The organism is Mesorhizobium sp. USDA 3734 (genome assembly GCF_056279665.1).
Genome location: NZ_JBWCCW010000001.1, coordinates 4,317,408 through 4,329,692, shown reverse-complemented (window position 1 = coordinate 4,329,692; position 12,285 = coordinate 4,317,408). Strand labels below are relative to the sequence as shown.

13 protein-coding genes are annotated in these 12,285 nt (G+C 64.4%); 6 read left to right on the top strand and 7 right to left on the bottom strand.

Annotated features, from left to right (window positions below; translation table 11 throughout):
• Nucleotides 1-9: 9 nt before the first annotated feature.
• Genes ACZ89F_RS21175 through ACZ89F_RS21160 form a run of 4 tightly spaced genes read left to right on the top strand, consistent with a single transcriptional unit; the run spans nt 10 to nt 4,103 of the window.
• Nucleotides 10-1,500: a sugar ABC transporter ATP-binding protein gene (locus tag ACZ89F_RS21175; RefSeq protein WP_476093934.1), complete on the top strand. Its 1,491-nt coding sequence runs from the start codon at nt 10-12 to the stop codon at nt 1,498-1,500.
• Nucleotides 1,493-2,467, top strand: coding sequence for an ABC transporter permease (locus ACZ89F_RS21170; protein ID WP_476093933.1), 975 nt, complete (start codon nt 1,493-1,495; stop codon nt 2,465-2,467). The genes ACZ89F_RS21175 and ACZ89F_RS21170 overlap by 8 nt, the downstream gene beginning before the upstream one ends.
• Nucleotides 2,464-3,402: an ABC transporter permease gene (locus ACZ89F_RS21165; RefSeq protein WP_476093932.1), complete on the top strand. Its 939-nt coding sequence runs from the start codon at nt 2,464-2,466 to the stop codon at nt 3,400-3,402. The genes ACZ89F_RS21170 and ACZ89F_RS21165 overlap by 4 nt, the downstream gene beginning before the upstream one ends.
• On the top strand, nt 3,399-4,103 hold the full coding sequence (locus ACZ89F_RS21160; RefSeq protein WP_476093931.1) for a cyclase family protein: 705 nt from the start codon (nt 3,399-3,401) through the stop codon (nt 4,101-4,103). The genes ACZ89F_RS21165 and ACZ89F_RS21160 overlap by 4 nt, the downstream gene beginning before the upstream one ends.
• A 7-nt stretch (nt 4,104-4,110) precedes the next feature.
• Here the strand turns inward: ACZ89F_RS21160 and ACZ89F_RS21155 are convergent, their stop codons facing one another.
• Both ACZ89F_RS21155 and ACZ89F_RS21150 read right to left on the bottom strand, forming a co-directional pair.
• Nucleotides 4,111-5,130 (bottom strand): Zn-dependent oxidoreductase, encoded by a 1,020-nt coding sequence (locus ACZ89F_RS21155; RefSeq protein WP_476093930.1) that lies wholly within the window; start codon nt 5,128-5,130, stop codon nt 4,111-4,113.
• A gap of 175 nt (nt 5,131-5,305) precedes the next feature.
• Nucleotides 5,306-5,641 carry a hypothetical protein gene (locus ACZ89F_RS21150; RefSeq protein ID WP_476093929.1) on the bottom strand — a complete coding sequence of 112 codons (336 nt, stop codon included), beginning with the start codon at nt 5,639-5,641 and terminating at the stop codon, nt 5,306-5,308.
• A 318-nt stretch (nt 5,642-5,959) separates the two neighbouring features.
• On the opposite strand from ACZ89F_RS21150, the gene ACZ89F_RS21145 reads away from it, so the two are divergent.
• Both ACZ89F_RS21145 and ACZ89F_RS21140 read left to right on the top strand, forming a co-directional pair.
• Entirely contained in the window at nt 5,960-7,411 is a 1,452-nt protein-coding gene (locus ACZ89F_RS21145) for a DHA2 family efflux MFS transporter permease subunit (protein ID WP_476093928.1), read from the top strand.
• A gap of 127 nt (nt 7,412-7,538) precedes the next feature.
• Nucleotides 7,539-8,177, top strand: a complete 639-nt coding sequence (locus ACZ89F_RS21140) for a GntR family transcriptional regulator (protein WP_476093927.1) — start codon at nt 7,539-7,541, stop codon at nt 8,175-8,177.
• Between the two features lie 30 nt (nt 8,178-8,207).
• Here the strand turns inward: ACZ89F_RS21140 and ACZ89F_RS21135 are convergent, their stop codons facing one another.
• From ACZ89F_RS21135 to ACZ89F_RS21115, 5 genes are read right to left on the bottom strand one after another with little or no spacing between them, the layout of a single operon-like run.
• Nucleotides 8,208-8,663: a MaoC/PaaZ C-terminal domain-containing protein gene (locus ACZ89F_RS21135; protein ID WP_476097326.1), complete on the bottom strand. Its 456-nt coding sequence runs from the start codon at nt 8,661-8,663 to the stop codon at nt 8,208-8,210.
• Nucleotides 8,660-9,736 (bottom strand): Gfo/Idh/MocA family protein, encoded by a 1,077-nt coding sequence (locus ACZ89F_RS21130; protein ID WP_476093926.1) that lies wholly within the window; start codon nt 9,734-9,736, stop codon nt 8,660-8,662. The genes ACZ89F_RS21135 and ACZ89F_RS21130 overlap by 4 nt, the downstream gene beginning before the upstream one ends.
• On the bottom strand, nt 9,729-10,058 hold the full coding sequence (locus tag ACZ89F_RS21125; RefSeq protein WP_476093925.1) for an L-rhamnose mutarotase: 330 nt from the start codon (nt 10,056-10,058) through the stop codon (nt 9,729-9,731). Before ACZ89F_RS21125 ends, ACZ89F_RS21130 begins: the two co-directional genes overlap by 8 nt.
• Before the next feature lie 9 nt (nt 10,059-10,067).
• A complete protein-coding gene (locus ACZ89F_RS21120; RefSeq protein WP_476093924.1) occupies nt 10,068-11,180 on the bottom strand; it encodes a mandelate racemase/muconate lactonizing enzyme family protein in 1,113 nt (370 codons plus the stop codon).
• A gap of 5 nt (nt 11,181-11,185) precedes the next feature.
• Nucleotides 11,186-12,283, bottom strand: a complete 1,098-nt coding sequence (locus ACZ89F_RS21115) for an ABC transporter ATP-binding protein (RefSeq protein ID WP_476093923.1) — start codon at nt 12,281-12,283, stop codon at nt 11,186-11,188.
• Nucleotides 12,284-12,285 lie beyond the last annotated feature (2 nt).

The window sequence follows — 12,285 nt, the reverse complement described above, 5'->3', positions numbered from 1 at the left end:
CATGGCTGAATGATGAACGATCCCACGCCGCCCAAAAAGGACGCAGCAGAGACAGGCGATGCCGACAGCCTGCTCATCGAGGTGCGCGATGTCCGCAAGCACTATGATGCCGTGCATGCCCTGGGCGGCGTGGATTTTCATCTGAAACCCGGCGAGGTCGTCGGCCTCGTCGGTCACAATGGTGCTGGCAAGTCGACACTGATGAACGTGCTTGCCGGCACGGTCGAACGCAGCAGCGGCAGTTTTCGCCTCGGGGGGCGTGAGATCGGCGCATGGAGTGCGGCCAGCGCCCAGCAGACCGGACTGCGCTGCATCTTCCAGGAACTGTCTCTCTGCGCCAACCTGACATCAGCGGAAAACACCCGCATCGTGCACAGGCCTTTGCGCGGAGTGGGCTGGCGGCGGCGCGCGCGCCAGGTGATCGGCCCGGTGCTGGACGAGATATTCCCCGGCCACGGCATCGATCTCGACAGGAAAGTCGCCGACCTGCCGATCGGCGAGCGACAGATGGTCGAGATCGCGCGTGCCTTCACGCAGACCGGCATCAGGTTGCGCGCCGTCATTCTCGACGAGCCGACCTCGGCGCTCGGTCACGAGGCGACGGAACAATTGCTCGCTCATATCCGCCGCGCGGCAGCGCGCGGCATCGCCTGCATCCTGATCACACATCGCCTGAACGAGATCCTCGCCGTCTGCGACCGCACCGTCGTCATGGTCGACGGCAAGGTCGTCGCCGAGCGGCCGACCGCCGGCTTGTCACGCGCCGCACTGGTCGAGCTGATGGGCAGCATCGAACGACCGCGCGACCGCTCCGCCGGCAAGGCGGCCTCGGTACAAGCCCCGGTGATCCGGCATGCCGGCTGCGACACCACCGATCTGACCATCGAAGTCGGCAAGGGCGAGATCATCGGCTTCGCCGGGCTCGACGGCCACGGCCAGCGCGAGCGGCTGCGCGCGATGTTTTATGCCGCGCGCCGGCAGCGCGAGGCCTTGCCGGGCGCCTATGTCGCCGGCGACCGCGGCTCGGAAGGCGTGTTCTCGCTGTGGTCGATCGCCGACAATCTGACCATCCGCAGCCTGAATGCGCTGACGCGGGGCGGCATGATTTCAAGCGGTGCCGCACGCAAGCTGGCCGAGACCTGGTCGGAACGGCTCAAGGTCAAGGCGCCTTCGATCGACACGCCGATCCTGTCGCTGTCCGGCGGCAACCAGCAGAAGGTGCTGTTCGCCCGCGCTCTGGCGTCGGACGCGCAAGTGATCTTCCTTGACGATCCGATGCGCGGCGTCGATGTCGGCACCAAGCAGGAGGTCTACCGGCTGATCCGCGCCGAGGCCGAGAACGGACGTTCCTTCGTCTGGTACACGACCGAGCTCGAAGAGCTGACCAATTGCGAGCGCATCTATGTCTTTCGCGAGGGTCGCGCCGCGACCAGGCTGGAAGGCGACGCCATCGAGACCGGTCGCATCCTGCAGGCCTCTTTCGGAGGCGAGCATGTCTGACGCCGTTGCCCGTGTTCCCGGCCGATCCTCCTCCACGGCGCGCCCGGCCTTGCTCAATGCCTTGCAGGTCGGCCTGCCGGCTATCGCGCTGCTGGTCATGCTGGCCATCATCTTCAGCATCCGCCCGGCGGCGATGAGCTATTTCGGCTTCCACCTGTTGTTCAAGCTCTCGGTGCCGCTGGTGTTCGCCGCGCTGGCGCAGATGATGGTGATCATGCTGGGCGACATCGATCTTTCGAATGGCGCCTTTGTCGGGCTGATCACCTGCATCACCGCGCTCTATCTCAGGGATGCGCCGGCGCTCGCGGCGCTGTGCTACCTGGTCCTGATCGCCGCCTATGCAGGCTTCGGCCTGCTCATCCATTCACGGCAACTGCCGTCGATCATCGTGACGCTGGGCATGTCCTTCATCTGGCTCGGCATCGCCGTCATCCTGCTGCCGGCGCCGGGTGGCTCGGCGCCGGTATGGCTTGCCGCGTTCATGAGCTGGCAGCCGCCTTTGATGCCGCTGTCGATCTGGCTGGCGGCATTGGCGGCGCTCGCCGGCCATCTCGTCATATCGCGCTCCTCCTATGGCGTGGTGTTGCGCGGCGCCGGCGGCAATCCGCGCGCCGTCGAGCGTGCCGGCTGGTCCGTTATCGGCATCCGCGTCGCGGTTTATGCCGCCGCCGGCCTGCTCGCCTGTCTGGCCGGGCTGACGCTCACCGGCCTCACCACATCGGGCGACGCCAATGTCGCGCCGGCCTATACGCTGCTCGGCGTCGGCGCGGTGATCCTCGGCGGCGGCGCTTTTACCGGCGGCGTCGTCTCGCCGGTCGGCACGGTGATCGGTGCGCTGACGCTGTCGCTCGCGGGCTCGCTGCTGTCCTTCCTGCAGGTGCCGCCGACATGGCAGATCGGCGCCCAGGGTGTCATCCTGTTTCTCGTGCTGGCCGGGCGCGTGCTTTTGTCGGAGCGGGCGCGATGACCAGAAGATTGAGCCTCGCGCCGTGGACCTACGGCTTCATCGTTGCGCTTGCAATGTGGGTGGCGACATCAGCCTATTCGGGTATCGGCAGCGCCGGCGCCACGTTCTCGGGCGCGCTCGCCTTCGGGGCTTTCAGCGTCGTGGTGGGAACCGGGCAGATGTTCGTCGTCGCCTCCGGGCCGGGCAACATCGACCTGTCGGTACCATCCGTGCTGACGCTGGCCGCCTATGTGTCGATGACGGTCATGCAAGGGTCCGACGGCATGCTGCTGCCCGGCCTCGCTGCCGCACTTGCTGTCGGCGCCGTCGCGGGTGCCGCGAACTTCCTTGCCATCGTCGCGCTCAGGCTGCCGCCGATCATCGCCACACTTGCCTGGAGCTTCGTCTTCCAGTCGCTTGCCTTCAATCTCGGCGGCCAGGCGACGCTGAAGCCGCCGGCCGGCCTTTCTCGATTCACCTCGCTAAGCCTGGGCGGCGCGCAAATCATGCCTATAGTCGTGATGGCGCTGACCCTCGTTGCGATGTTTGCCCTCAAACGCACGGTCTGGGGCCGGCAATTGCTGGCCACCGGCCAGAGCGAACCGGCGGCGCGGCTTGCCGGCATCAACGTCGCCCGGGTGCGGCTGATGGCCTATGTGCTGTGCGGCACGGCCGCGGCACTTGCCGGCTTCCTGCTTGCCGGCTTCAGCGGCGGGGCAGCACTCAACATGGGCGATGCCTATCTGATGGAATCGATCGCCGTGGTCGTGCTTGGCGGAACCAGCGTCGCCGGTGGACAGGCCAATGCCATCGGCATATGGGGGGCCGCATTGTTCTTCAACCTGATGTCCACCATGCTCAACACTTTTGGCATACAGGCCGGCGTGCGCTTCCTTCTGACCGGCGCGCTGATCATCCTGATCGTCGCTCTCGTGCCGAGGCCGCGCGTCAGATGACATCCGCCATCGACACCCTCGCCGACCTGTTCGAAACCAAGGCGGTTTCCTTCGTCGACCTGACGCATCCGATGAAGCCGGGCATGCCGGTGTGGCCGACGCATCCGCATTACTGCCAGGAGATGGTGGAATCCTACGATCGCGGCGACGTCGCCTGCAACCACGCGCTGGCCATGAGCGAGCACACCGGCACGCATTTCGACGCGCCGGTCCATTTCGTCCGCCGCGGCGCCGCCATCTCGGATATTCCCGTCGAACGCTTCTTCGGCCGCATGGTGACGATCGATGCGCGTGGCTGCCAGCCCCGGCAAGCGGTCGAGCCGGAGCACGTTTTCGCTTTCGAGGCCGAACATGGCCGCATACGGCACGGGGACGCCGTGTTCTTCCATTTCGGCTGGGACCGATTCTGGGACGATCCGGCAGCGTTTCTTGCCGACTGGCCCGGCCTGTCGCGGCAAGCGAGCCAATTGCTGGTCGAGCGCGGCGTGCGCATCGCCGGTTCGGATTGCCTGTCGATCGATTGTTTCGGCAGCGAGGATTTCCCGGCGCACAATACGCTGCTTTCAGCCGGCATCCTGGTCGGTGAGAATTTCGCCCGGCTTGGTGAAGTGCCGCCGCTGTGCTTCCTGATCAGCTTGCCGCTGGCGATCGAAGGCGGCACCGGATCGCCGCTGCGCGCAATCGCGCTGATCGAGGGCTGACTCCGGCTCATGAGAAGTCCAACTGGACCTTGAGCGTGCGCTGGGGTTCCTTCTCGATCAGGTCGAAGGCGGCACGCGCTTCCGTCGCCGCGAACACCTGCGTGATCATGCCTTGCGGGTCGAGCCGCTTGTCGGCCAGCCATTCGACGACGCGCGGCAACAGCCTGCGGTTCAGGCGCGAGCCGACAATGGTCAGTTCCTTGCGCACGACTTCCTGCTGGCTGAGATTGGACGGGGCATCCGAAAAACCGAGCAGGCCGATGCGGCCCGCCGGGCTGGCCAGACGGCAAGCCTCGTCCAGAAGGGCCGGAATACCGGCGCCGTCGATGACCAGCGTCGGGCCAAGACCGTCATTTTCGCCGTGCACCGCGGCCGGCACCGGATCGCGGACGGAGTGGATCAACCTGTCGGCGCCGAAGCGAAGCGCTCGCTCGAGGCGCGCTTCATCGATATCGGCCACGATGCAGCGGGCACCCTTGAGCTTGGCGACCTGCAGCACGGTGACGCCGACCGTGCCGGCACCATAGATCAGCACCGTGTCTTCGGGGCCGCAGCCGGTACGATCAAGCACATTGGCGGCGATGGAAAACGGCTCGGCCAGTGCCGCAAGTCCAAACGGCATGTTGGCCGGAACCGGTATGGCGTTTGCCGCCGGCACCGCCACGAAGGCGCGAAAACCGCCATCGCGGTGAACGCCCATCACTTCGAGGTTGGCGCAGACATTGGAGCGGCCGACCCGGCAGGGATAGCAGTGGCCGCACGACACCACGGGATCGACCACCACGCGGTCTCCCGCCGCAATGCCGGTCACATCGCGTCCGAGCGCGGTTACGGTGCCGGCGAATTCATGGCCGATGATACGTGGATAGACGGCGAACGGATTGGAGCCGTGCAGGATGTGAATGTCCGAGCCGCAGATGCCGGCACGGCTGACGTGAACGACCACTTCGCCGGCGCCGGGCTCGGGCATGGCACCACCCTGCCGGACTTCCAGCGACTGCGGCGCGCGAACGAGAACTTCAAGCATGAACTCACCACTTGTATACTAGTCGACAAGTGGCCGAACTTCGCAGCGCCGTCAAGCCGCAAGCGTGTGTGGCGGCAGTTCCAAGGCCAGCGCGGAGTTGAGTGACAGGGCAGCCGCCCCGAAACATCCGGATCGGCTGTGCGGGGCGGTCGGAAGGCTGCGGTCGGATCAGGGATCACGGACCATGGGGGCCGCAGAGGTCGAGCGTCCACTGGATGGTTCCGCAATAGTCGCCGGCGTAACCGTTATAGCTGCCGTAACCATTGTAGTAGCCGTCTATCCAGCCTTCATCGCCAACCCAATCGTCGCCGGTCCAACCGCCGCCAATCCAATCGCCACGGTGTCCGTATCCGCCGCGCACAGCGTGCCGATGCGCGCTGCCGTGATGGGCCGCGGCGTGGTGGACACTATGGTGCCTGACGACCGCGGCATCAGCGAAGGTGGTAAACGGGATCGCGCTCGTGGCCAACGCCAATACGATGGAACCGATGATTCCTATTTGCCTTTTCATGAGGATGCCTCCTGTACATGCGAGACATAGATGGGGAACAAAACGGCCTCTTGCTCGACACGTTCCTTCACGAAATCGGGACGGGCGTTCGCTGAAACGCAAATGCACCTTCAGGCGACGGCAGTTCGGACGCCGATCGCCGCTGACTTTGCCGATCTCCTCTCCGCCGGACTGGCAGTCAAAATTTGTTGACTTCCATCACAGAGGAAATGACTACCGCTTGCCTATTTGTCGGACCATAAGACACGCGTGTGATCAGGCCTCGGCTGGCTTGCCGCATAGAAGGCGATCCTGCCTTTGGGATAGAGCAGCCGCCGCATGACGGAATTGGCCACAGCATTGGAACAGCCTCAATTTGCCACCGAGCGCGACCCGAGGCTGAGACTGATTATTCCGATCATCGTCGCCATCGCCTTTCTGATGGAGCAGCTCGATTCCACGATCATCACCACCGCGATCCCGGCCATCGCGCGCAGCCTCGACACGACACCGGTCAGGCTGAACCTGGCGATCACCACCTACATTCTGACGCTGGCCGTGTTCATTCCAGTCAGCGGCTGGTTCGCCGACAAGTTCGGCGCACGAAGAGTGTTCGCGCTGGCACTTTTCACCTTCACCCTTGGTTCGGCGCTTTGCGGCATGGCCAACAGTTTCGGCATGCTGCTGGCGATGCGCGCTTTGCAGGGGCTGGGCGGCGCCATGATGACGCCGGTCGGCCGGCTGATCCTGCTGCGCAGCTTTCCGCGCAGCGGGCTGATCACCGCCATGACCTACATGACCTTGCCCGCCATCATGGGGCCTGTCATCGGGCCGCTGCTTGGCGGCCTGTTGACCACTTATGCATCGTGGCGCTGGATATTCTACGTCAACGTGCCTTTCGGCTGCCTTGGCATTCTGGCGGCGCTGCGCTTCGTCGACGATTTTCGCGAGGAAGCGGTGCAACGCTTCGACTTCGCCGGATTCCTGATGGTGGGCTGCGGCGTGGCCCTGCTGCAGTTCGGATTGGAAAGCATCGGCCGGCCGATCGTCCCCGTTTCGGCAACGGTGCTGGTGCTGGCCGCGGCGGTGCTGCTGCTGCTCGCCTTCGGGCGCTATGCACGCCGCGTCGTCGCACCCGCAGTCGATCTGACGCTGTTTCGATTTCGTTCGTTCTGGGTCGGCACGCTGGCCGGCGGCCTGTGCCGCGTCGGCCTCAATGGCGTACCTTTCCTGTTGCCGCTGATGTTGCAGGTCGGCTTCGGCATGAGCCCGGTCACATCGGGCTCACTGACATTCGTCGGCAGCTTCGGCGCCTTGCTTATCCGGCCGCTGCTGTCGCCGCTGTTGCGGTGCTTCGGCTTCAATGTGGTGCTGATCGGCAGCGCGCTCGTCGGCTCCGCCGCCGTGGCGGGCTTCGCCTTGATCGAGGCCGATACGCCGCACTGGATGATCGGCCTTTACGTCTTTGTGTTCGGGATCATCCGTTTGGCGCAGTTCATGACCTCCAACACGCTGTCTTACGCCGACCTGCCGGCCGACAAGCTCAGCCGCGCCACCAGCCTAGGCGGCGTCCTGCAGCAGCTCAGCGTTTCCCTGGGCGTTTCGATCGCCGCCATGGTGCTGGGCCTGGTTGCAGGAGAAACCCACATCGTGACACCGGAACGCTTTCATCAGGTGTTCCTGCTCACCGCGGTCATCCCGCTGCTGTCCATCCCCGGCTTCCTGTATTTGCGTGCCGAGGACGGCGTGCAGGTCAGCGGCCACGTTCGGTCGGGCAAGTCGCGAAAATGATGCTCGATGTGTGCGTATACGGGCATACTTATATCCACACGGGGAGTCTTCAGTTACGCTGGTACCACGTTAACGGGAGCATCGATTGCGAGGATTTGCGGAAAGCGTGATGCAGGGGCCGCGGACCGTGGCCGAGCAGGTCGCGAATGTCCTGCGCGAGGCGATTGCCAATGGAACCATCAAGGCAGGCACTCCGCTGCGCCAGGACGAGCTGGCCGAGCAGTTCGGCTTCAGCCGGATGCCCATTCGCGATGCCCTTCGCCAGCTGGAAGCCGAGGGTATCGTTTCCATCCATCCGACAAAGGGCGCGCAGGTCGCCCGGATGGACAGCGCCGAGATCAGTGAAATCTACGCGCTGCGTGAGCTGCTCGAAAGCGAGGCGCTCCGGCTCTCGGTACCCAGCCTCGCCGGCGCAAAGCTCGACGAGGCGGAACAGGTGCTGGATCAGATCGACGCGGAGCGCAATGTCGGCCGGTGGGGGGCACTGAACCGCGCCTTTCATCTGGCTCTCTACGACGCCTGCGGCAACCATCGATTGCTTGGTCTGATCGAGGCGCACCACAATGCGGCGGATCGCTACGTCCGCATCCTGCTGTCGAACCTGGACTATCGCAACCGCTCGCAGACGGAGCACCGCAACCTGCTGGCCGCCTGTCGGCGGCGCGACGGCGACAAGGCCATAGGCATTCTGAGGCGGCATCTTCGCGAAGGAAGCGAGACGCTGGTCAGCGCGATCAGGGAAGATGGCCTGTCGCGAAAATCCTGACGGCGTGGCTCATGGGCATTGCGATGGGCTTCAGCCCTGCGCCGGCCTGCGTTCGACGATGTAGATGTGGTCGGCCGCCAGCACGACTTCACCGCGCTGGTTGATCACCTCACAGCGCTCGATCACCCGTCCTGAACCCGGCCGCTTGGGATCGTCCTCCTTGGCCGCGATGGTGGTGCGTGTGCGGATCGTGTCGCCGATGAACACAGGCTTGATGAAGCGCAGCCGGTCGTAGCCATAGGAAAACGCGACGGGGTTGACGATGCTTGCCGTCAGCCCGATGCCGACCGAGAACACCAGCGTGCCGTGGGCGATGCGCTGGCCGAACGGCGTCGTCTTCATGTATTCGGCGTCCATGTGGTGCGGAAAGAAATCACCAGTATGGCCGGCATGGACGATAAAGTCGGTCTCAGTGATGGTGCGGCCGCTGGTAAGGCGCGAAGAGCCGATCTCGTAGTCTTCGAAATAGGTGATCTGTTCCATCAGGGTCTTTCTGCGATCGGCGTCGCCGGTGCCGCACTCGATTGATAGGCCGCCTCGACCAGCGCCATCGTGCTCCACGCATCCTCGACGGGGCTTATCAGCGTAGCATCTTCTCCGGCCGCGAAACGTTGGACATTGGCCATGCGGCCTACGAAGGCATCGGGAAACCACTCGCCGGCCAAGGGCACGGCGATCCAGTCCGTCCCGCCTTTCGGATGGATCTCCAGAATATCCGGCTCGCCTGTGGGATAGTCGAGATTGAGGCCAAGCTTGAGATAGGCGGCGCCCTCGGTGCCGCAGATGCGGAACTCGCAGGCCTGGTGCCGACGGCCGAACTTGTGGTCGTGGTTGATCGACAGGGCGCAGCGCACGGTGTCGCCATAGTCGAGAATGGCGCTGGTGCGCGTCTGCGCCACGGCATGGTTGGGGTGACCGAGCGTCTTGGCGTGAACGCCTTGCGGGTCGCCGAGCAACTGCCGGATCAGATCGAGATAGTGGATAGAATGCATGGCGATCTCGACGCGCGGCGCCTTGAGCAGGAATTCCCACAGCTCCCACGGCGTCGCCAGCGCCAGCCAGGCGTCGAAGTCGACGATCTCGCCGAGCCAGCCCTTGGCGATGGCATCCTTGAGCGCCAGCATCATCGGCGCGAAGCGCAACTGGAAGTTCACCGCCGCGTGCAGCTTCCTGGCGCGGCAGATTTCGAGGATCGTGGTCGCCTCGGCAAGGTTGCTGCCCATCGGCTTCTGGATGAGCGCTACGGCGCCATCGGGCAAGGATTTCAGCACATCGGCATGACGCGAGGGCGGCGTCGCGAGGTCGAAGATCGCACCCTCGACGGCGGCAGCCTCCTCCGCGGAGCGAAAGGCTGTCACGTCCCATTGCTTGGCCAGTTTTTCAGCTCTGGCGTGGTCGGGGTCGTAGAGGCCGGCTACGGGAAAGCCGGCCTTCCGGTAGGCCGGGAAATGTGCGTCGCCGACGATCGATCCGGCGCCGAAAGTGACGATCGGCCGGGGCTTGGAGGGTTTGGGCCATGACTGGACGAGCAAGGCAGGGTCGAAACCGCCTTCAGTCATGATGGAAGACCTCGTCCATCTCAGCCCACCATTCGCCTTCCTTGCGTGTCGCCAGCGGCTCCTGGCAAGGCATGCAGACTGCCCACCACTCCTGTGTTTTCGGATCGGCCGCCATCTTAGCCATGTCTGCCACGTAGTCGGTGCCGTGGTATTCAAAGGTGCTGAACAGCAGGTTCTCCGGTCGCTTCAGGTAGATGGAATAGTTCTTGATGTTGCAGGCCGAGATCATGGTCAGCACGTCGGGCCAGACGGCGGCATGCAGGCGGACATACTCCTCGACCTTTTCCGGCTTCAACCCCAGAACCATTCCCATCCGCTGCATGCCCGTCTCCTATCTGGTGATCGCCGTGGTGAATTCGGCGATGCTCATGGCCTTGACCGCGTCCCAGTCCCAGTCGATGCCGATGCCCGGTTCGTCGGGCGCCAGCGCTTGCCCATCCTCGATGCGCATGTGCTTGCCGGTCAACTGGTCGAGTTGCGGAATGTACTCGACATATCTACCGTTCTGAACAGCGCAGGTCAGGCTGACATGCAGTTCCATAAGGAAATGCGGGCAGACCGGAATGTCGAAGGCCTCTGCCGCGTGCGCAATCTTGAGCCAGGGCGTGATACCGCCGATGCGGCCGACATCGACCTGCACGATCGAGCAGGCGCCCTTCTGCATATATTCGCGGAAATGCCGGATGGAGTAGAGCGACTCGCCGATGGCGATCGGCGTCGGCGTCGAGTTCGACAATCGCACATGCCCGTCGATATCGTCGGCCGGCAGCGGCTCCTCGATCCAGGCGAGGTCGAGTTCGCGCAGCCTGGCGGCGCGCCGGATCGCTTCGTCGACCGAGAAACCCTGATTGGCATCGGTCATGATCTCGTAGCCGTCGCCGACCGCCTTGCGCACCGCCGACAGGCGCGCAAGATCTTCCGAACCGTGCGGCCTGCCGATCTTCACCTTCGAGCCGCGAAAGCCCTTCGCCTTGGCGGCCAGCGCGTCGTCGACCAGCGCCTGCGTCTCGATGTGCAGCCAGCCGCCTTCGGTCGTGTAGAGCGGGCAGCGGTCCTTGGCGCCGCCGGCCAGCTTCCACAGCGGCAGGTTCTGCTTTTTCGCCCGCAGATCCCACAGCGCGGTATCGATCGCGGCGATGGCGATGGCCGTGATCGCTCCGATCGTGGTGGCATGCGTGGCGAATTCGAGATCGTGCCAGATCGCCTCGATCATGTCGGGGTCGCAGCCGATCAGGCGCGGCACCAGATGGTCGGACAACAGCCGCATCACCGACGAACCACCGGTGCCGATCGTGTAGCTGTAGCCCGTGCCGACCGCGCCGTCGGAATCGGTGATCGTGACGATCGGTGTTTCCTGGCTGACGAAGCTCTGGATCGCGTCGGTGCGCTTGACCTTGGGCACAAGGTCCACCATGCAAAGGTCGACTTTCTCGATTTTGGCCATGTCGATCAGCTCCGCAGCGTCTTTCCGGTCTCAGTGGCAAACAGATGCGCCTGCGACATGTCGAGGCTCATGGCGATGCGCTCGCCCGGCCTCAATGGCCTCGGGTTCAGCATGCGTGTCACCCAGTCTTCGCGGTTGAATTCGACGAACACCAGCGTCTCGTTGCCGAGCGGTTCGGTAACCGTGATCGGCAGTTCGATCTGATGGACATCGGCAGCACCCCCGGAACTGATGCCGTGTCCGGTCGGATAGATGTCGTCCGGCCGCAATCCGAACACGACCTTGTCGCCGGTGGCGACATTGGCCTTGAACTGGCCGGGCAGCGGCAGCTTTTCGCCACTGGCGAAAACCATCTGGCCGTCATCGATCGTCGCCTCGTGCAGGTTCATCGGCGGCGAGCCGATGAAACCTGCAACGAAGCGTGTCGCCGGCCGCCGGAAAACCTCGTCGGGCGTGCCGACCTGTTCGATGTGGCCGTCGCGCATGATGACGATGCGGTCGGCCAGCGTCATCGCTTCGACCTGGTCATGGGTGACGTAGATCACCGTCGACTGCACCTTGGCATGCAGCTTCTTGATCTCGGTGCGCATCTGCGTGCGCAACTTGGCGTCGAGGTTGGAAAGCGGCTCGTCGAACAGGAACACATCGGGGTCGCGCACGATGGCGCGGCCCATGGCGACGCGCTGGCGCTGGCCGCCGGAGAGTTGCGACGGACGGCGATCCAGCAGCGTGTCAAGGCCGAGGATGGCCGAGGCTTCGGCGACGCGGCGCTCCATGTCCTCCTTGGCCGCACCCGCGATCTTCAGGGAGAAGCCGAGATTCTCGCGCACCGTCATGTGCGGATAGAGCGCGTAGGATTGGAACACCATCGAGATGTTGCGCGAGCGTGGCGGCAGGTCGTTGACGACGCGCCCGCCGATCTCGATCGAGCCGGCGCTGATCTCTTCCAGCCCGGCAATCATGCGCAGCGTCGTCGATTTGCCGCAGCCGGACGGGCCGACCAGCGCGATGAACTCGCGGTCGGCAATGTCGAGATCGATGCCATGCACGATCCCGATATTGCCGTAGCGCTTGGTCAGCTTGGTGAGGGTAACGGTTGCCATGG